This is a genomic window from Streptococcus infantis, from assembly GCF_047460405.1.
GTDB classification, from domain to species: domain Bacteria; phylum Bacillota; class Bacilli; order Lactobacillales; family Streptococcaceae; genus Streptococcus; species Streptococcus infantis_Q.
Map to the genome: position 1 here is coordinate 24023 of NZ_JASHGH010000009.1, position 20281 is coordinate 44303.

Consider the following 20281-nt stretch of genomic DNA (forward strand, 5'->3'; position numbering starts at 1 on the left):
GAAAAAAGAAGACTCTGTAAGGTCTTCTTTTTGTTACATAATATTTAATTTGAACATTTTTGAGAAGGCTAATGACCTCTATCCTCTTTTAATCTTAGCACGAACTAGGTCGAGCGCATAATGAAGTGTTTTATCTTTGATAATAAAGAGTGTGATAGCGTAATAGATGCCACAAGCTGCGATTGTAGAAAGAACCATGCAGATCATATTCATCGTAACTTCATAGCTATGAACTTGGAAGAGGGTTTTAAAAACAAAATAAATTGGGATGAAACCGAGTGACACGATTGTGTAGCGAGTTAAGGTTGTAAAAATCTCTTTCAAATCCAATAGTTTGTACTTCTTAATAAAACGAATCTCTAGCAGAACCACAATTGCTTCAGCTAGAACGGTTGTTCCAATGTAGTATTCAGGAGTGAAGATATTATTGAAAAACAGCAAGGAGTTAAATAGAATATTTGCACCACCTCCGATAAAGTAGAAAGCAGTCAAGTGATTTTCATGGTCATTGATAAAGATGATTTGTTTAGCAAGGATCAATTCGATGGCCCAGATAATGGTACGAAAGGCAAAGACACTTGTTACAATTCCGGCTTCTAGATATTTCTCAGAAGAGTAAATAACTGTAGCATAGGTTCCCAAAACCATAATACCAATACTGGTAGGAATCATGAGGAAGTAAAAGAGGGATGCGCCCTGATTGACCAAATTTTTATAAGAAGTAAAATCTTTTTTTCCTAGATAATAACCAAGTCGTGGGATGCTGACGTTGATAGCTCCGCTAAGGACACTAGCGATCAGCATAACGATACTGGAGGCGATGGTGTAGTATGAGATGTAATTCTCATCAGGTCCTTTGGTAATAAACATACGGTCTAGCAAGGTATAGAGCATATTAGCATTTGCTAGAAGGAGCATAGTTAGGAGAGGTTTAGATGATTTGAGAAGTTCGATGAACTCAATCTTAACAAAGGAGACCTCTCGTTTAATCCAGAGGAAGCTTAGCAGATAGTTGATGATAGTTGTCGCACTCATGATGGTAGCATAAGGGACGATATCATCAGGTGTCTTAACGAAAGCGAAGATAGCGACCAACATTCCAATCCGAATAACCAGTGTTTTATAAAGGATAAATGAATAATTCTCGTAGGCTTCATTCATCCACTCGATATTCAGAAATTGGAAGAGGGCTTGAATTCCAAGGATATAGTAAAGGATTTTCAGATTGACAATACTAGTATCAAAATGAATAAAGAGGAAGTAAATTGCAGTTGTCAGAATTGAAGTAATTACTGATATATAGAACAACTTAGAAAAGACATAATTGATCTTATTCTTATCATCCTTAACCTTACTGATAGCTCGAATCCCATAATTATAAATCCCAAAGGCAGCGAGTGGAATGACAAAGCTTGCCCAGGTGTTGGCAGTGTTGAAGTAACCGTAATTGGATTTACTAAGAATCCGCGTTAAATAGGGATTAGTAATCAAAGGAAAAACGATATTTAAGATATTGACCAGCAAGCTGGCCAAAGCATTAACTTTTATATTTTTCATGAAACTTTCTTTCTTACATTCTAAAATAGATACTAGTATTATATCACATTCCAACGCCATTCTTTTGATAAAATTTTTGAAATCTTGTATAATAGATAGAACTGAGAGTATGAGGTTACGAACTATGAAAATGAAACAAATCAGTGATACGACTTTAAAAATCACCATGTCTTTAGAAGATTTGATGGATCGTGGAATGGAAATCGCAGACTTTCTCGTTCCGCAAGAGAAAACAGAAGAATTTTTCTATGCCATCTTGGATGAGCTAGAGATGCCAGATAGCTTCTTGGATACAGGTATGCTTAGCTTCCGAGTAACACCTAAGCCAGACAAGGTTGATGTTTTTGTGACAAAATCTAAGATCGACCAGAATTTAGATTTTGACGATTTGGCAGATCTTCCTGATATGGATGAGTTGGCTAAAATGTCTCCAGATGAGTTTTTAAAAACCTTGGAGAAAACCATGGCAGAAAAAACTAAAGATGATATTGAAGCCATTCAATCTTTAGAGCAAGTTGAAAAGGAAGAAGAAGCAGCGCTTGATGAAACCCTCGAAGTAGAAGAAGGAAAAAGAGAGCCTTATATCTACTACATCTTACGTTTTGACGATTTATCTAGTTTGGTTTCTTTTGCCAAAACGGTTGACTACCAAATGGAAACTTCAGAACTCTACAAGATGAATGACCAGTACTATCTGACAGTTTTAGTGGATGTAGAGGATCGTCCAAATCTTTATCCTGCTTGGTTACTGGCTCGCATGCGAGAATTTGCGGATGATAGTGATATCAGTCGCTCAGTCCTTCAAGAATACGGTCAAATCATCATCAACCACGATGCCGTCAAAGGACTCCAAAAAGTTTAATCTAGAAAAAGAGGTTGGGACAAAAGATCCCGACCTCACTTTTTATTAGCAATCAAACTTTGACGCGGTAGTTGATTGAACTTTCTGTTCGTCTTTTATACTCTTCGAAAATCAAATTCAAACCACGTCAGCGTCGCCTTGCCGTACTCAAGTACAGCCTGCGGCTAGCTTCCTAGTTTGCTATTTGATTTTCATTGAGTATTAGACTCCAAAAAGCTCCTAATCATCCTCGCGGGGCTGGGACTACGAAATCGAGACTTTGTCTATCGATTTCTGTCCCACCCCCCGCCTTTTGTTATCTTCTCTGTAAAATCTATTTTTTAAAAATTGGATACAGTTTGTATTCAAAAAATTGCTATATTATAATTTGATAGCAGAATTAAAATTTTAGCATAATTTCATGAAAATTTTCTGAATGGACAAAGGTTAGTACGAAGTAGAAAAAAAGTCCAAAAAATAAGGTAAATTAGTAGCTTAAAAGTAAGAAATGGGGTAGAATGGAGGAAGTTACTTTCGGTAGTTTAGAATCGAATTGACTGACAAATCTTTTAGGTGTAAATGTTGCTACAGCAACGATTTTACTAAACTATTATATTTTTTTTGTTTTCAAAGTATAATTTTAGTTTATATTTGAAAATAGATAAAATTTGAATCAGTTTTTGAAAAGAGCCCTCATATAGTTTTTGAATCCTAGCAATTGGTATTCCTATGTCTTCCAATCTTGCTAAAATTGATGAAAAACGATATGATAGAATGAAAAAAGCGAGGTGAAATATGGACCAAAGACGGATTCAAATAGAAACACAGCAGATTCTTGAAGATGTACTAGACAAGGCTTCTTTACAGGAGGGAGCACTATTTGTCTTGGGTTTGTCTTCGAGTGAAGTGCTGGGAGGACACATCGGAAAAGATTCGAGTCAGGAAATCGGTGAACTTATTGTCAAGACTATGTTGGAACTGTTGACGGCTAAGGGAATTCACCTGGCTGTTCAAGGTTGTGAACATGTCAATCGGGCTTTAGTTGTTGAACGAGAAGTAGCTATAAAACATCAGTTGGAGATTGTGAGTGTACTCCCGACCTTACATGCAGGAGGTTCTGGTCAATTGGCCGCCTTTCGCTATATGAAGGATCCCGTGGAGGTCGAATTTATCAGGGCAGATGCTGGTCTAGACATTGGTGATACAGCTATCGGTATGCATATCAAACATGTTCAGGTACCCATTCGACCAGTCTTAAGAGAGATTGGTCTGGCTCATGTGACAGCACTTGCTAGTCGACCAAAACTCATTGGAGGGGCGCGTGCTCAATATCCAATAGATCACATTAGAAAGATTTAAAATGAAAAACAGAAAAATGCAGTTTGATAGAGTCATTAAATACTCTATTCGGAAGTTCTCAGTTGGTGTAGGTTCTGCGGTTATCGGGACATTTCTTTTGGGGGCAAATAACTTTTTAGTTGAAACTGTTGCAGCTAACGAAGTAGCGACACCTAGCCAAGTTCATTACCGTTATTTGGCTGAGCAAGAATTGACAGAAGCAGAAAAAGCTTTAATCCATCGCGAACTTCCTTCTGATTTAAAGCAAGATGATGTTGTCTATCTTGTTTACAGAAAGAAGGAAGTGAATTCTCAACAATTGCCGAACACTGGAAGCGAGGAGTTAGCACTGGCAACTCTTGGATTTGCAACAGCGTCTTTGGTTGTTGTGGTGATGTCTAAAAAACACCGCAATAAAATGTTGGGTCTTCTCTTTATTGGAGCGCTAGGTGGTAGTTACTTTATCCCTCAGTCAGCTCAAGCATTTGAGAATAAAATCCTAGTGTCCTACAATCAAACGATTGCAGCAAGTAGTCAAGAGGACTTGGCAAAAGGTGTCATTCAAATCGAAGGATACGAATACGTCGGTTACTTTAAAGCATCAGATTTCCAAGACCAACCAGAGAAAATTGCTACTGCTAAAGGAACTCAAGAAGTAGGCCATGAAGGTGAATCTCTGGTTCAGCCAGAATTGCCAGCTTATACAGGCGAGCTTACAGCCAAAGGAACCCAAGAAGAGGGCCACGAAGGCGAATCCCTAGTTCAGCCAGCATTGCCAGCCTATACAGGCGAACTTAGCGCTAAAGGCACCCAAGAAGAGGGCCACGAAGGCGAATCTTTGGTTCAGCCAGCATTGCCAGCCTACACCGGCGAGCTTACAGCCAAAGGAACCCAAGAAGAGGGTCACGAAGGCGAATCCCTAGTTCAGCCAGCATTGCCAGTCTATACCAGCGAACTTAGCGCTAAAGGCACTCAAGAATCAGGCCACGAAGGCGAATCTTTGGTTCGACCAGAGTTGCCAGCCTACACCGGTGAGATTAGCGCTAAAGGAACTCAAGAAGAAGGCCACGAAGGTGAATCACTGGTTCAACCAGAAGCCCCAGCCTACACCGGCGAGATTACATCCAAAGGTACTCAAGAATCAGGCCACGAAGGCGAATCTTTGGTTCAACCAGAATTGCCAGCCTACACCGGTGAGATTAGCGCTAAAGGAACTCAAGAAGAAGGCCACGAAGGTGAATCACTGGTTCAACCAGAAGCCCCAGCCTACACCGGCGAGATTACATCCAAAGGTACTCAAGAATCAGGCCACGAAGGCGAATCTTTGGTTCAACCAGAATTGCCAGCCTACACCGGCGAGCATAGTGCTAAAGGCACGCAAGAAGAAGGCCATGAAGGCGAATCTCTTGTTCAGCCAGAAGTCCCAGCTTATACAGGTGAGCTTACAGCCAAAGGAACTCAAGAAGCAGGTCACGAAGGTGAATCCCTAGTTCAGCCAGAGTTGCCAGCGTATGAAGTAGCTGAAGCAACTGTCACAGAAACTGAAACAGTAGCAGTTCCATATACAAAGGAGTATGTAGCTGATGATACTCGTTACACTGATGAAGAAACAGTGATTCAAAACGGTCAAGCAGGAAGTCAGCTGATCCATCGTGTCTATAAGACAGTCAATGGCCAAAAAGTTGGGGACCCAATTAGCACGAGTACAGAAACTGTTAAGGCGCCAGTAAACGAAAAAATTAGTCGTGGTACCAAGGCTATTGAAGGTCAAGTTGAAGAAGTTTCATTTGAAGAAATTCCTTTCGAGACAAGAACAGAAGTAGACAGCACTCTTCCGAAGGGAACAGAAGTTGTTGCTCAAGCTGGTCAAAACGGTAAGAAAAAGATTACCAAAGTCTATAAGACTCTTAAAGGCGTGAAAACTGCAGATGCTCCAACGATTTCAGAGGAAGTTGTCGAAGCTGCGCAAGATCGTCTCATTAAGAAAGGTGATCAAGTCCTCGCTGCGCCAACGTTGACAATTACTCAAATTGATAAAGAAGAATTAGAGCGTAGTGCCAAGGTTCGTTACCAATTGGTCAAACCAACAGGTGTAACCATTAAATCTCTTGAAGTTGTCTTGAAAGACGGAGACACTAGCCTTCAAACAGTTAACATGTCTGAGGGAGACCTGACTGCAAATCTTACAAACTTGAAATACTACAAGGACTACAAGATTGCGACCAAGATGGTTTACGATCGTGGAAATGGGAACGAAGAAGTAGTTCTTGCGGAAGAACCACTGCGACTTGATCTCAAAAAAGTCGAAGTCAAAAACATCAAGGAAACCAGCCTTATCAGTGTTGATGACCAAGGTGTAGAAATTGATAATAGTCTATTGTCAGCTAAACCATCAGATGTGAAACCTTATTACTTGAAAGTGACAACTCATGATAACAAGGTGACAAAACTTGCAGTTGATAAGATTGAAGAAGTCACAGTTGATGGTAAAGACTTGTTCAAAGTCACTGCTAAAGCACCAGACCTAGTCCAACGCAATGCAAATAATCAGTTTGCAGAAGAATATGTCCATTACTTTGCTAAGCCAAAAGCTCATGAAGGTGATGTTTATTACGATTTCAATGATCTTGTAAAGGCCATGCAGGACAATAAAAATGGAACATTTAAACTAGGTGCTGATCTTAATGCAGCTAATGTTCCAACACCAAATAAACAATATGTACCTGGTAAGTTTAGTGGAACTTTAACAAGTGTTGAAGGAAAGCAGTACACAATCCACAATATGGCTCGTCAATTGTTCGATAATATCGAGGGTGGCTCGGTTACAAATATTAACCTAGGTAACGTTGATATCAATATGCCTTGGGCTGAAAATATTTCACCACTTGCAAGAACGATTAAAAATGCTACAGTTGAGAATGTCAAGGTGACTGGTAGTGTTCTTGGTAAAGATGGTATTGCTGGTATTGTCAATAAAGCAGATGTTGGTGGCCTACTTAAAAATGTCGCATTCATTGGTAAACTTACTGGTGTTGGTGACAAAGGCTGGGATATTGGTGGTATTGCCGGTGAAATTTGGAGAGGGAATATCAAACACGCTTATGTAGATGCTGATATTACAGCAAATAAAGCTCGTGTTGGTGGTCTTCTTGCTAGATCTGATAATGGTTCGGATCCTAATGGAATCGACAAGTATGCTTCTGTTCGTAATGCTGTTACTAAAGGAACCATTAATGTTAAGACACCTGTTGAGGTTGGTGGATTCATTAGTAAAAACTGGACATGGGGTAGAGTTGCTGATACTGTTTCAATGATGAAAGTTGAAAATGGTGAAGAGTTCTACGGTTCAAAAGACTTAGACGAAGAAGACGGTTACTATACAAACGATTGGATTGAGCGAAACTATGTTGTTAAAGATGTCAGCTCTGGTAAACGTTCATTCAAACGTTCTCGTACTAACAGAATTCAAGAAATCAGTCTTGAAGAAGCAAATAAAAAGATCGCTGAATTCGGTATCACTGCTGATACGTTTGAAATTAAACCTCTTGTTGAGGATACTCTCAATAATAAGAAAGTAAAAGCTGATACTTATAAAGATACTCAAGATTACGATGCCTCTCGTGAACTTGCCTACCGTAATATCGAAAAATTACAACCTTTCTATAATAAAGAATGGATCGTAAACCAAGGAAACAAATTGGCTGCAGGCAGTCCTCTCTTGACTAAAGAAATCTTGTCTGTAACTGCCATGAAAGGCAATGCCTTTGTGACAGAATTGGCTGATGCTGACCACATTTTGGTGCATTATGCTGACAAGACCAAAGACATCTTTACTGTTTCTCTGAAAGAATCTAAGGTTAAACAAGTGAAAGAGTACAGCATTGCTGAACTTGGAGAAGTTGTTTACACACCTAATATGGTTGACAAAGACCGTAGCGATCTTATCAATGCTATCGTTGAAAAATTAAGTCCAGTTGAGCTACAATCAGATCCAATTTACCAAAAACTTGGTAGAACAGGACCAAATAAAGTTAACGCTATCAAAGATCTTTACCTAGAAGAAAGCTTCAAAGAAGTCAAGGATAATCTGGCTAAATTTGTGAAACAGTTGCTTGAAAATGAAGATCATCAATTAAACACAGATGAGGCTGCTAAACGTGCTTTGATCAAGAAAATTGATGATAACAAGGCAGCGGTTCTCCTTGGTCTATCTTACCTTAACCGTTATTACGGAGTAAAGTTTGATAACTTCAATATCAAGCAACTCATGTTGTTCAAACCAGACTTCTATGGTAAAAATGTAAGTGTGTTAGACTTCTTGATTCAGATTGGTTCTAAGGAAAGTAACATTAAAGGTGATAGAACTCTAGAAGCTTATCGTGAAGCTATCGGTGGAGTTATCGGTATCGGCGAGTTAAACAGTTTCTTAGACTATAATATGCGTCTATTCACAGAAGACAAAGACCTAAATGATTGGTTCATCAAAGCAACCAAAGACAATGTCTATATCGTTGAACCAAAAACAACAACTCCTGAGTTTGCCGATAAGAAACACAGAGCCTACGAAGGTTTAAACAACGATGTGCATGGTAAGATGATCTTGCCACTCTTGAACTTGAAAGATGCCCATATGTTCTTGATTTCAACTTACAATACAATGGCTTATAGTTCATTTGAAAAATATGGTAAGTATACTGAAGCAGAACGTAATGCCTTTAAAGCTGAAATCGATAAGGTTGCAAAAGGTCAACAGAATTATCTAGACTTCTGGTCACGTCTATCAATCGATAAAGTTCGTAATCAACTCTTGAAGAGCAATAACATGGTTCCAACCCCTGTTTTAGATAACCAAAACTATAAAGATATTAGTACTGATAAATACGGTCACACTAATAGTGGTAAAGATGTGGCGCCTATCCGTGAATTATACGGACCTACAGGACGTTATCATGCGACTGACTGGCGTATGGGAGCTGTGGCTCGCGTTTATCAGAATCCATATAAAGATGATTCTGTCTTCTTCATGGTTACGGATATGATTAGTGACTTTGGGGTTTCTGCCTTTACCCACGAAACAACTCACGTAAATGACCGTATGGTATACTTGGGTGGCTCAAGACACCGTGAAGGTACTGATTTGGAAGCATTTGCACAAGGAATGTTGCAAACTCCATCAGTATCAAATCCAAATGGTGAATACAAAGCCCTAGGTCTCAACATGGCTTATGAACGTCCAAACGATGGCAATCAATGGTATAACACCAATCCAAATGATCTGAAGTCACGTGACGAAATTGATCGTTACATGAAGGGCTACAACGACACTCTTATGCTTCTGGATTATCTTGAAGGAGAGGCTGTCCTCGATAAAGCAAATCAAGATTTAAACAATGCTTGGTTCAAGAAGGTTGATAAGCAATACCGAGGAAATAACACCAAGAACCAATTCGACAAGGTTCGACCTTTAAGTGATGAGGAAAAAGCTATTCCTTTACGCACAGTAGATGACTTAATTACGAACAACTTCATGACTAACCGCGGTCCAGGTAACAGAGTTTATAATCCTACTGACTTTGATTCTGCTTATGTGAATGTTCCAATGATGACTGGTATCTATGGTGGTAATACAAGTGAAGGTGCTCCAGGAGCGATGTCATTTAAACACAATACTTTCAGAATCTGGGGTTACTATGGCTATGAAAAAGGCTTCCTAAACTATGCTTCTAACATGCTAAAAGCTGAATCTAAAAAAGCTGGTAAAGATACTCTAGGTGATGACTTCATCATTAGCAAGATTTCTGAAGGAAAATTCAACAATCTTGAAGAATGGAAGAAAGCTTACTTCAAAGAAGTGGTGACAAGTGCCAAAAATGGAATTCAATCTATTGAAATTGATGGTAAAACATACAATAGCTATGAAGACTTGAAACGTGCATTTGCTGAAGCAGTTGATAAAGATAAGGCTACTCTAAGTAAGGGCTCTGTCAAATTTGATAATACTGTTGCTTTGAAAGAAAAAGTCTTCAAGAAACTTCTTCAACAAACAGATAGCTTTAAAACTTCTATCTTTAAATAATCCAAAACTCTCATCTGCTTAGCAGGTGGGAGTTTTTTTGTAATCAAGAAGATTATTGATTTTCCAAACAGATTCTAAGTATTTTTAGCAAGGTAGGTATATAATAGAACTACAAAGTGAATATCTATATTCATATAACAAAAAAGAAGGTGATGAAGATGAAAAAATGGCAAGCAACTGTATTGGTCTGCGCGAGTCTGGTCTGTCTATCGGCTTGTAACAATCAGATGGAGAACCAAGCTGATAAGCAAAATGCAGACAAAAATGCACAAGTTAGCTCTCAAATGGCAAAACAAGGAGAAGAAGTTCCAGACTTTTCACTGACGGGAGTTGATGGTAAAACCTATCGCCTATCAGATTATAAGGGCAAAAAGGTCTATCTCAAATTTTGGGCATCTTGGTGCTCTATTTGCCTAGCTAGTTTACCTGATACCGATGAGCTGGCAAAAGAAGCAAGTGATGACTATGTCATCTTGACAGTGGTTTCTCCTGGTCAAAAAGGAGAGCAAGCAGAAGAAGCCTTTAAAAAATGGTATCAAGGATTGGACTATAAAAATCTCCCTGTCCTTCTAGACCCTTCGGGACAACTCTTAGCAAGTTACGGAGTCCGTTCTTATCCGACCCAGGCCTTTATTGATAAAGAAGGAAAACTAGTTAAGATCCAGCCAGGTTTTATGGATAAGGCAAGTATTGTAGAGAGTTTGAAAAGCATAGATTAGAGGTTACTCATGAATGATAAGTTAAAAACAATTGTATTCATAGGAATCATCATTTGTATTATTATTGGACTTTTATTTTTTTGGGAAAAAAGAAGCACAAGCTACACTGATACTTCTCAAATTGAGAAGGCAGCTGTTAGCCAAGGTCAAGGTGTTAAGAAAAAAACTGTGCCAGATAAAAATGCTGACCTACATGAAATCTATCTAGCGGGAGGCTGTTTCTGGGGAGTTGAAGAGTATTTTTCAAGAGTAGCAGGTGTGACAGATGCTGTTTCTGGCTATGCGAATGGCAGAGGAGAAACAACCCAGTATGAATTGATCGGCCAAACAGGCCATGCTGAGACTGTTCATGTGACCTACGATGCCAATCAAATTTCTCTAAAAGAAATTTTGCTCCATTATTTCCGCATTATCAATCCAACTAGTAAAAATAAGCAGGGCAATGATATGGGGACTCAGTACAGAACGGGAGTCTACTATAAGGACGAGCAGGACCTAGAAGTCATCAATCAAGTTTTTGAACAAGTTGCTCAGAAGTACGACCAGCCTCTAGCGGTTGAAAAGGAACCCTTAAGCAATTTTATCGTGGCTGAGGACTATCACCAAGATTATCTTCAGAAAAATCCAAATGGATATTGCCATATCAATGTCAATCAAGCATCCTATCCTGTTATTGATGCGAGTAAATATCCAAAACCGAGTGACGATGAATTGAAAAAACTCCTCTCTCCTGAGGAATATGCAGTGACTCAAAATAGTCAAACAGAACGGGCCTTTTCAAATCGTTACTGGGATAAATTTGAAGCAGGTATTTATGTGGATGTAGCAACTGGTGAACCACTCTTTTCTTCGAAAGATAAATTTGAATCGGGCTGTGGTTGGCCTAGCTTTACCCAGCCTATCAGTCCAGATGTTGCGACCTACAAGGAAGACAAGTCCTACAATATGGTCAGAACAGAAGTCAGAAGTAGAACTGGTGATTCCCATCTAGGGCATGTCTTTACAGACGGACCTAAGGACAAGGGAGGGCTACGCTATTGTATCAATAGTCTATCCATCCGTTTTATTCCTAAGGATCAAATGGAAGAAAAGGGTTATGGTTATTTGTTAGATTATGTTGAGTGAACGTGATATTCTTAAAAAGAATTTACTAGAAATACATTTTAATTCATAAGAAGTGTAGAATTTGGATTTTAGAAGCGGTTGGGCAATTTAATCGAACGTGTAGGAATCACTCCTGAAAATTTTTGATTTTGAAAACAAGTAAGGTGAAAGCTATCAGGGTGAATATGGCTCTCTCGGGCTCAACATGGCTTATATGCGACCAAATGATGGGGACCAATGGTACAATCCAGATCCAACCAAGTTGCAAACACGCCAGCAGATTGACCACTACATGAAAGGTTATAATGAGGCCTTGATGCTTCTAGATTATCTGGAAGGGGAACGAGTCCTCGCTAAGAATGATCTGGCTTTGAAGAAGGCTTGGTTCAGCAAGATGACCAAGCAGATGCGCTATCAGGATCAGGATAATAAACTCCTTGCTCCTAACCAGTGGGACTATGTCCGTCCATTGACAGATGACGAAGCCAAGACTCAGCTAAATTCTGTGGATGATTTAATCAAAAATAACATCATCACCAACAGGCATTATCAGGGAACTTACCGACCAGAAGACCTCAAGACAGCTTATGTCAATGTCAAGATGGTGGATGCTATCTACGGTGGAAATACAAGTCAGGGAGCTCCTGGAGCCATCTCCTTCAAGCATAATGCCTTCCGTATGTGGGGTTATTATGGTTACGAAAATGGTTTCCTAGGATATGCTTCTAATAAATACAAAGATGAGGCGCTGAGCGAGGGGCATGATACACTTGGCGATGATTTCATTATCCAGAAGGTTTCGAAAGGCAAGTTCCAGAACTTGGAAGAATGGAAGAAGGCTTGGTTTGACGCTATTATTGCCAAGGCAAAACGAGGAATCCATAGTTTTGAAATTGATGGTCAGCAAATTGATTCTTACGAGAAATTGCAAGACTTGTTTGACCAAGCAGTAGAAACGGATTACCGAAACTTCAAGTATGGAGGCTCAGTTGCCAACTATACAGTAGCTCTGAAGAAAAAAGTCTTCCAAAAACTATTGCAGGTCACAGATGCCTTTTCATCTGAACTCTTTCCTAAAGGATAGATAAAAAGTCGGTGTGATAAAAGAGAATGCTATGTTCAGATTTTCTTAGAAAGTGACATCTACTTTATCATTCTCAAAGAATAAAATTGCCAGATCTCCTGTTGGGGTCTGGCTTTTATGGTATACTTAGGATATGCATAGAAAAACAGTGATTGATTTTAGGGTTTTGGGGGAGCGATACACCTTTACCCAGCCTATCAAAGAGTTAAAAACAAGAAGATTAGCAGAAGTGGCAGACCTGCTGGCACAAGTGGAAAGCTACCAAGAGCAAGGCTATTATGTGGTGGGCTATGTCAGCTATGAGGCTGCGCCTGCTTTTGAGGAGAAGTTGGCGGTTCACGAGGGTCCCTTGTTAGGAGAGTATTTGCTTTACTTCACTGTTCATAACAGTGTTGAAACATCTAACATTCCTCTGACTTATGAGGAGGTGGAGTTGCCATCAAACTGGCAGGAAGTAACAGCAACAGAGGACTATGAAAAGGCGATTGCCCAGATTCACCATCATTTACGACAGGGCGATACTTATCAGGTCAATTATACTGTTCAACTCAAGCAGGAGTTGTCTGCCAATCCTTTTGCTATCTACAATCGCATGGTGGTAGAGCAGGAGGCAGGTTACAATGCCTATGTTGAACATGACGACATGGCAGTGATTTCCATGAGTCCAGAACTCTTTTTTGAGCAAAATGACCGAGAAATAACTACTCGTCCAATGAAGGGAACAACTAAACGTGGTCTGACTGACGATGAAGATTTGAAAGAGGCAGCTTGGTTGGAGCAAGATCCTAAAAATCGCTCTGAAAATATGATGATAGTGGACCTCTTGCGCAATGACATGAACCGTATTTCTGAAGTGGGCAGTGAGCATGTAGAGCGTCTGTGTCAAGTGGAGCAGTATTCGACTGTTTGGCAGATGACTTCAACCATCAAGAGTCAGTTACGACCGGATGTTGACCTAGTTGAAATTTTTCGATCGCTCTTTCCATGTGGCTCCATCACAGGAGCTCCCAAGATAGCGACTATGGAAATTATCAAGAACCTCGAGCCCCAACCAAGAGGAGTTTACTGTGGAACTGTTGGACTCTTACTTCCCAATGGTAGACGGATTTTCAACGTAGCTATTCGAACCATTCAACTGCATCGAGAGCAAGCCATCTATGGAGTCGGTGGAGGCATCACTTGGGATAGTACTTGGGAGTCAGAATACCGTGAAGTCCAGCAAAAGGCTGCTGTTCTTTATCGCAAACAGCCTCGCTTTAAGCTGATTACGACAGGAAAAATCAGCCAGAAAACTTTGCTCTTTAAAAATCAACATCTAGAAAGATTGCAAAAGGCTAGTCGTTACTTTGCCTTTCCATTTGATGAAGATAGTTTGAGACAAAGGATAGATGAAGAGTGTCGAGCTTGTGATCTCCACCAAGACTACCGTTTGCGAATCAGTCTCAATAAGTCTGGAGAAATAGAAATTGATCGACAAGTATTGACACCACTTAGTTATAGCTTCTGTCAGGCTAAACTTTGTCTGCAAGAAGCTGATTTGCAGCAGGCCTTTACCTACTTTAAGACGACACACCGACCACATTTGACAACAGGAGAGCAGGAAATCATCTATCACACTGCTGATGGAAAACTGCTTGAGACCTCTATTGGCAATCTGGTTTTGAAAATGAATGGCAAGCTCTATACCCCACCTAGTCAGCTAGGTCTGTTACCAGGGATTTATCGTCAATATTTGCTTGAAAATGGGAAGGTAGAAGAGAAGGTTTTGACCATAGAAGATTTAATGCGAGCAGAAGTCATCTATAGCTGTAATGCAGTCAGAGGCTTGTATGAATTGTCAGTAAAGGAGAACTAATTGAAACTCATATTTTTACACGGTTTGGGACAGTCAGCAGATAGTTGGAAAGAAGTTCAGGATTTGCTGGCAGATTATCCCTCTGAAGCCCTGGACTTATTTCCTTCAGGAGTTGGGACCTACCAAGAAGCCAAGGAACGCATTTATCAGCACTTATCAAAGGAAACAGAGCCTTTTGTCTTAGTTGGCTTATCTTTAGGGGCTGCACTTGCATTGGAGCTTTCAAGTTCTGAGATACCAAATCTTCAGGCCTTGGTTTTGTCAGGATGTCCACTGAAATTAGCAGGTAACATTCCTTTTTACATTCAGTTGCTGATATTTAAATTGCTTCCTAAGAGGATATATGAGAAGCAGGGGGCAGATAAGGCTCTTATGGTTGGAGTTTCCGAAGAATTAAAAACACTTGATTTAAGAGAGATTGCACGGAATTGTCCCTATCCAAGCTTGTTGATCTGTGGTAGCCAGGATAAGCCTAATCTCAGTTCAATGAAAGCTATTCAAGAACTGATGCCAGATTCTCAGTTTCAGATCATTCCTGACGGCCCTCATGTCTTGAATAAGGCAAAACCAAAAGAGTTTGCAGAATTAACCAGAAGTTTTCTTGAATTGCTGAAACAAGTTTGATAAAATAATAAAGAAGTGATAAATCATAAAGGAGATAAAAATGAGTCAAAAGATTATTGGGATTGACCTTGGTGGAACTTCTATCAAGTTCGCTATTTTAACACAAGAAGGAGAAATCCAAGAAAAATGGTCTATCAAGACTAACATTTTGGATGAAGGAAGCCATATCGTAGACGACATGATTGAAACTATTCAACACCGTTTGGGCTTGCTTGGATTGTCTGCTGAAGATTTCCGTGGAATTGGTATGGGATCACCTGGTGTGGTTGACCGTGAAAAAGGGACTGTTATCGGTGCCTATAACCTCAACTGGAAAACTCTTCAACCAATCAAAGAAAAAATGGAAAAAGCCTTGGGTATTCCATTCTTCATCGACAATGACGCCAACGTGGCAGCTCTTGGTGAGCGCTGGATGGGTGCTGGTGAAAACCAACCAGACGTTGTCTTTATGACACTTGGTACAGGTGTTGGTGGCGGTATCGTAGCAGAAGGCAAATTACTCCACGGTGTTGCTGGTGCTGCAGGTGAACTTGGACACATAACAGTTGACTTTGATCAACCAATCGCATGTACGTGTGGTAAAAAAGGCTGTCTTGAGACAGTAGCTTCAGCGACAGGTATTGTTAACTTGACTCGTCGTTATGCAGATGAATACGAAGGCGATGCAGCCTTAAAACGCTTGATTGATGACGGAGAAGAAGTAACAGCTAAAACTGTCTTTGATTTGGCAAAAGAAGGAGACGACCTTGCCTTGATCGTTTACCGTAACTTCTCACGTTACTTGGGTATTGCATGTGCCAACATCGGTTCAATTCTAAACCCATCAACAATCGTTATCGGTGGTGGTGTATCAGCTGCAGGAGACTTCCTTCTCCAAGGTGTACAAAAGGTTTATGATGAAAATACCTTCCCACAAGTTCGTACAACTACTAAATTGGCTCTTGCAACTCTAGGAAATGACGCTGGAGTTATCGGAGCTGCGTCACTTGTCTTGCAATAAATATAAACATAAAAAGGAGAAAATTGCTTTCCGTAAGCGAGTGATTTTCCTCCTTTCTTTTTTATGCTATACTAGTTAAGAAATAAAAGTTGAGGTAGGGGTAAATGACAAAAGCAGATATGATTTTTAAAGAAAATATCGAGCGAATCTTGAATGAGGGTGTGTTTTCCGAGCAAGCACGTCCCAAGTATAAGGATGGAACAGTAGCTAACTCCAAGTACATCACAGGTGCTTTTGCGGAGTATGACTTGGCCAAGGGGGAATTTCCCATCACAACCTTGCGACCAATCGCAATCAAATCAGCTATCAAGGAAGTTCTTTGGATTTATCAAGACCAGACCAATAGCTTAGAAGTTCTCAATGACAAGTACAATGTTCACTACTGGAATGATTGGGAAGTGGGAGACACAGGTACTATTGGGGAGCGTTATGGGGCTGTTGTTAAGAAGCACGATATCATCAATAAAATTCTCAAACAGTTAGAAGCTAATCCTTGGAATCGTCGTAATATCATTTCACTTTGGGATTATCAGGCCTTTGAGGAGACAGATGGTCTTCTTCCATGTGCCTTTCAGACTATGTTTGATGTTCGTCGTGTAGACGGGGACATCTATCTAGACGCGACCTTGACGCAGCGTTCTAACGATATGCTGGTAGCTCACCACATCAACGCCATGCAGTATGTGGCACTTCAAATGATGATTGCTAAACATTTTGGTTGGAAAGTTGGGAAATTCTTCTACTTTATCAATAACCTTCACATTTATGACAATCAATTTGAACAAGCTCAGGAATTGCTTCGTCGTGAGCCTTCAAACTGCCAACCACGTTTGGTCTTGAATGTACCAGACAAGACAAATTTCTTTGATATTAAAGCAGAGGATTTTGAGCTGGTTGACTACGATCCAGTGAAACCGCAGTTGAAGTTTGACTTGGCCATTTAATACTCTCTGAAAATCTCTTCAAATCACGCTAGATTCCTAGTTTGCTCTTTGATTTTCATTGAGTATAAAAGAATAGAAAAAAAGAAGTTGAGAAAAATCCCAACTTCTTTTATTTTTTAACGTGATACGCGACGACGCGCTGCTTTCTTACGGTTTTCTTCGATGAAAGCTGCTTTTTGTTCTTCTGGTTCGATCACTTTCTTTTTAACTGCGTATACTGCACCTGCAACTGCAGCGACAGTTCCTGCAATACCTGTTACAAGACCTTTAGCGAATCCTTTAGCCATGAGTATTCCTCCTTTAACTTATAAATCAGCCAGCTACCTCAAGAGGTCGCATTTTTCTGACTGACCTTTTTGTGATATAATAATAGTAACGAAAAAATGGGAATTTTTCAAGGAAAAAAGATGAAAACAAAAATAATTGTGATTGTTGGACCAACTGCAGTTGGAAAGACAGCTCTAGCCATTGAAGTTGCTAAGCATTTTAATGGTGAAGTAGTTAGTGGAGATAGCCAACAAGTCTATCGAGGACTAGATATTGGGACAGCCAAGGCTAGTCCGGAGGAGCAGGCAAGTGTTCCTCATCACTTGATTGATGTTAGAGAGGTAACCGAGTCTTACTCGGCTTTTGATTTTGTTTCAGAGGCCAAGACAGCTATTGAGGATATTCAAAGTCGAGGTAAGCTCGCTATTATAGCTGGTGGGACAGGACTTTATATCCAGAGTCTGCTAGAAGGATATCATTTAGGTGGGGAGACACCTCATGAGGACATTTTAGCTTATCGTGCTAGTTTAGAGCCTTTTTCAGATGAGGAGTTAGCCCAACTCATAGAGCAAGCAGGTCTTGAAGTTCCCCAGTTTAATCGTCGCCGTGCCATGCGAGCCTTAGAAATTGCTCATTTTGGTCAAGACTTGGAAAATCAAGAGACCTTGTATGAACCTCTGATTATTTGCTTGGATGATGAGCGTAGTCAATTGTATGAACGGATTAACCACCGTGTAGATTTGATGTTTGAAGCTGGATTATTGGATGAAGCTAAGTGGTTGTTTGACCATTATCCAGATGTGCAGGCTGCTAAAGGGATTGGCTACAAGGAACTCTTTCCTTATTTCCGTGGAGAGCAGACCTTGGAAGAAGCTAGTGAGAGTCTTAAACAGGCGACCCGTCGTTTTGCTAAGCGTCAGTTGACCTGGTTCCGTAATCGCATGCAGGTGACCTTTTATCAGATTGGAGAGTCTGGTGTAAAAGATCGCATTTTAAGCCAGATAGAGGAGTTTTTAGATGATTGAAACGGAGAAAAAAGAGGAGCGAGTCCTGCTGATTGGTGTGGAATTGCAGGACATGGACAATTTTGACCTCTCCATGGAAGAACTGGCTAGTCTAGCTAAAACGGCAGGGGCAGTTGTAGTCGATAGTTACAGACAAAAACGTGAAAAATACGATTCCAAGACCTTCGTCGGTTCTGGTAAGTTGGAAGAGATTGCTCAAATGGTGGATGCAGAAGAAATCACAACTGTCATTGTCAACAACCGTCTGACACCTCGCCAAAATGTCAATTTAGAAGAAGTTCTAGGGGTCAAGGTCATTGACCGCATGCAGTTGATTTTGGATATCTTTGCCATGCGGGCTCGAAGCCATGAAGGGAAGCTCCAAGTTCATCTAGCTCAGCTCAAATACCTCTTGCCTCGTTTGGTTGGTCAGGGGATTATGCTCAGCCGTCAGGCAGGGGGAATTGGTTCCCGTGGTCCAGGTGAAAGTCAGCTGGAGCTTAATCGTCGTAGTGTTCGCAACCAGATTACAGATATCGAGCGCCAGCTCAAGGTGGTTGAGAAAAATCGGGCGACAGTTCGAGAAAAACGTTTGGAGTCAAGTACTTTTAAGATTGGCTTGATTGGCTATACCAATGCTGGTAAGTCAACTATCATGAACACCTTGACTAGCAAGACCCAGTATGAGGCAGATGAGCTCTTTGCGACTCTGGATGCGACAACTAAAAGCATCCATCTTGGTGGCAATCTACAGGTGACTTTAACGGACACCGTTGGGTTTATTCAAGATTTGCCGACAGAGTTGGTGTCTAGTTTCAAGTCGACCTTGGAAGAAAGCAAGCATGTGGATCTTCTGGTTCATGTTATTGATGCCAGCAATCCTTACCATGAGGAACATGAAAAAACGGTCCTGTCTATCATGAAAGACTTGGACATGGAGGATATTCCTCGCCTAACCCTTTATAATAAAGCGGATTTGGTGGAGGATTTCACGCCTACCCAAACGCCGTATGCACTGATTTCTGCCAAATCTGAGGATAGTCGAGAACAGTTGCAGGCTTTATTGCTAGATAAGATCAAGGAAATTTTTGAACCCTTTACTTTGCGCGTGACTTTTTCTAAGTCTTACAAGATTCATGATTTAGAAAGTGTTGCTATCCTAGAAGAACGTGACTACCAAGATGATGGCGAAGTCATCAGAGGCTACATTGCTGAGAAAAATAAATGGAGATTAGAAGAATTTTATGACTGATATCAAATCATTAGCTCTCAAATATGGTGGCTATACAAGTCTAGACAAGGTATATTTGGACCAGCTTCTAGCTGGTAGGTCTGAAGAAGAGCAACTAGCTCTCATCACCCCTCCACCCAGCGTAGTGAATGCCTACTTTGCAGAACTCTACCAGAAAAAGAGTCCTCAAGCTGCGACAGATTATTTTGCAGAAGTCAGCCAGGAACTGAACCTCTACAATGCTGAACCTAGTTTCACTCTAGAAAATAAGCCTTTTATTCGACTTAATCTGTCTGGTAAATCCTTTGGTTTTTGTTATGAGATTGAGGGACTGGGTCGAATTTTCTCTGAGAATGAAGAGAAGATTTCAGATGACTTGCTCTTTGAGATTGCGCAAATTTTTCCACATCAGCTGGTTTTTGAGGAGTCTGGAAAAATTTACATGAATGCTGTCGGAGACGAGGAAGTTGTTAGCGTGGAAAATCTTACAGCTTTGACAGATTTGGAAAGCTTGGCAGATGGTCGCAAGCGTCTCAAAGGCTATAGTCAAGAGGATTTGCTACAAGAAGCTAAATCTTTCTCTGGCAAGTTTTATTATCGCTCGGAAAACCGCACTGCTATGTTATATATTGATTAA

The 20281-nt window shown here is 40.4% G+C and carries 14 protein-coding genes and 1 pseudogene; 13 read left to right on the forward strand and 2 right to left on the reverse strand.

The window, feature by feature from the left end:
• Positions 1-78 precede the first annotated feature (78 nt).
• The gene (locus QM928_RS05370; protein WP_414294710.1) at positions 79-1557 is read right to left on the reverse strand and encodes an oligosaccharide flippase family protein; all 1479 of its coding nucleotides are present in this window, start codon (positions 1555-1557) and stop codon (positions 79-81) included.
• Positions 1558-1681: 124 nt separating this feature from the next.
• Between QM928_RS05370 and mecA the strand changes: the two genes are divergently transcribed.
• From mecA to QM928_RS05420, 10 genes and pseudogenes are all read left to right on the forward strand, one after another.
• Positions 1682-2419 (forward strand): adaptor protein MecA, encoded by a 738-nt coding sequence (mecA, locus tag QM928_RS05375; RefSeq protein ID WP_075231413.1) that lies wholly within the window; start codon positions 1682-1684, stop codon positions 2417-2419.
• A gap of 774 nt (positions 2420-3193) precedes the next feature.
• Complete coding sequence (locus QM928_RS05380) at positions 3194-3757, forward strand: TIGR01440 family protein (RefSeq protein ID WP_153225322.1); 564 nt, start codon at positions 3194-3196, stop codon at positions 3755-3757.
• Between the two features lies 1 nt (position 3758).
• Positions 3759-9812: a ZmpA/ZmpB/ZmpC family metallo-endopeptidase gene (locus tag QM928_RS05385; protein WP_414294709.1), complete on the forward strand. Its 6054-nt coding sequence runs from the start codon at positions 3759-3761 to the stop codon at positions 9810-9812.
• 158 nt (positions 9813-9970) lie between these two features.
• Positions 9971-10531 (forward strand): redoxin family protein, encoded by a 561-nt coding sequence (locus QM928_RS05390; RefSeq protein ID WP_414294708.1) that lies wholly within the window; start codon positions 9971-9973, stop codon positions 10529-10531.
• A gap of 9 nt (positions 10532-10540) precedes the next feature.
• Entirely contained in the window at positions 10541-11656 is a 1116-nt protein-coding gene (msrB, locus tag QM928_RS05395) for a peptide-methionine (R)-S-oxide reductase MsrB (protein ID WP_075232419.1), read from the forward strand.
• 160 nt (positions 11657-11816) lie between these two features.
• Positions 11817-12719: pseudogene (locus QM928_RS05400) on the forward strand (ZmpA/ZmpB/ZmpC family metallo-endopeptidase); the annotation flags it as partial.
• Positions 12720-12852: 133 nt separating this feature from the next.
• Positions 12853-14574: an aminodeoxychorismate synthase component I gene (pabB, locus tag QM928_RS05405; RefSeq protein ID WP_414294707.1), complete on the forward strand. Its 1722-nt coding sequence runs from the start codon at positions 12853-12855 to the stop codon at positions 14572-14574.
• Complete coding sequence (locus QM928_RS05410; protein WP_414294706.1) at positions 14575-15198, forward strand: alpha/beta fold hydrolase; 624 nt, start codon at positions 14575-14577, stop codon at positions 15196-15198.
• Between the two features lie 40 nt (positions 15199-15238).
• A complete protein-coding gene (locus tag QM928_RS05415; RefSeq protein WP_075232415.1) occupies positions 15239-16198 on the forward strand; it encodes an ROK family glucokinase in 960 nt (319 codons plus the stop codon).
• A 104-nt stretch (positions 16199-16302) separates the two neighbouring features.
• Positions 16303-17142 (forward strand): thymidylate synthase, encoded by an 840-nt coding sequence (locus tag QM928_RS05420; RefSeq protein ID WP_153225317.1) that lies wholly within the window; start codon positions 16303-16305, stop codon positions 17140-17142.
• A 116-nt stretch (positions 17143-17258) separates the two neighbouring features.
• On the opposite strand, the gene QM928_RS05425 is transcribed toward QM928_RS05420, so the two are convergent.
• A complete protein-coding gene (locus QM928_RS05425) occupies positions 17259-17429 on the reverse strand; it encodes a DUF3042 family protein (protein WP_049526232.1) in 171 nt (56 codons plus the stop codon).
• A 120-nt stretch (positions 17430-17549) separates the two neighbouring features.
• Between QM928_RS05425 and miaA the strand changes: the two genes are divergently transcribed.
• Genes miaA through QM928_RS05440 form a run of 3 tightly spaced genes read left to right on the forward strand, consistent with a single transcriptional unit; the run spans position 17550 to position 20281 of the window.
• Positions 17550-18434: a tRNA (adenosine(37)-N6)-dimethylallyltransferase MiaA gene (miaA, locus tag QM928_RS05430; RefSeq protein ID WP_153225316.1), complete on the forward strand. Its 885-nt coding sequence runs from the start codon at positions 17550-17552 to the stop codon at positions 18432-18434.
• Complete coding sequence (gene hflX, locus QM928_RS05435; protein ID WP_414294705.1) at positions 18427-19665, forward strand: GTPase HflX; 1239 nt, start codon at positions 18427-18429, stop codon at positions 19663-19665. The genes miaA and hflX overlap by 8 nt, the downstream gene beginning before the upstream one ends.
• Entirely contained in the window at positions 19658-20281 is a 624-nt protein-coding gene (locus QM928_RS05440) for a cystathionine beta-lyase (protein WP_153225314.1), read from the forward strand. The genes hflX and QM928_RS05440 overlap by 8 nt, the downstream gene beginning before the upstream one ends.

Bases quoted from the DNA above. Each gene is read 5' to 3' on its own strand.
- miaA (WP_153225316.1), top strand. From the start codon at position 17,550: ATGAAAACAAAAATAATTGTGATTGTTGGACCAACTGCAGTTGGAAAG.
- msrB (WP_075232419.1), top strand. From the start codon at position 10,541: ATGAATGATAAGTTAAAAACAATTGTATTCATAGGAATCATCATTTGT.
- QM928_RS05385 (WP_414294709.1), top strand. From the start codon at position 3,759: ATGAAAAACAGAAAAATGCAGTTTGATAGAGTCATTAAATACTCTATT.
- QM928_RS05425 (WP_049526232.1), bottom strand. From the start codon at position 17,429: ATGGCTAAAGGATTCGCTAAAGGTCTTGTAACAGGTATTGCAGGAACT.
- mecA (WP_075231413.1), top strand. From the start codon at position 1,682: ATGAAAATGAAACAAATCAGTGATACGACTTTAAAAATCACCATGTCT.
- QM928_RS05370 (WP_414294710.1), bottom strand. From the start codon at position 1,557: ATGAAAAATATAAAAGTTAATGCTTTGGCCAGCTTGCTGGTCAATATC.
- hflX (WP_414294705.1), top strand. From the start codon at position 18,427: ATGATTGAAACGGAGAAAAAAGAGGAGCGAGTCCTGCTGATTGGTGTG.
- QM928_RS05440 (WP_153225314.1), top strand. From the start codon at position 19,658: ATGACTGATATCAAATCATTAGCTCTCAAATATGGTGGCTATACAAGT.
- QM928_RS05380 (WP_153225322.1), top strand. From the start codon at position 3,194: ATGGACCAAAGACGGATTCAAATAGAAACACAGCAGATTCTTGAAGAT.
- QM928_RS05390 (WP_414294708.1), top strand. From the start codon at position 9,971: ATGAAAAAATGGCAAGCAACTGTATTGGTCTGCGCGAGTCTGGTCTGT.
- QM928_RS05415 (WP_075232415.1), top strand. From the start codon at position 15,239: ATGAGTCAAAAGATTATTGGGATTGACCTTGGTGGAACTTCTATCAAG.
- QM928_RS05420 (WP_153225317.1), top strand. From the start codon at position 16,303: ATGACAAAAGCAGATATGATTTTTAAAGAAAATATCGAGCGAATCTTG.
- pabB (WP_414294707.1), top strand. From the start codon at position 12,853: ATGCATAGAAAAACAGTGATTGATTTTAGGGTTTTGGGGGAGCGATAC.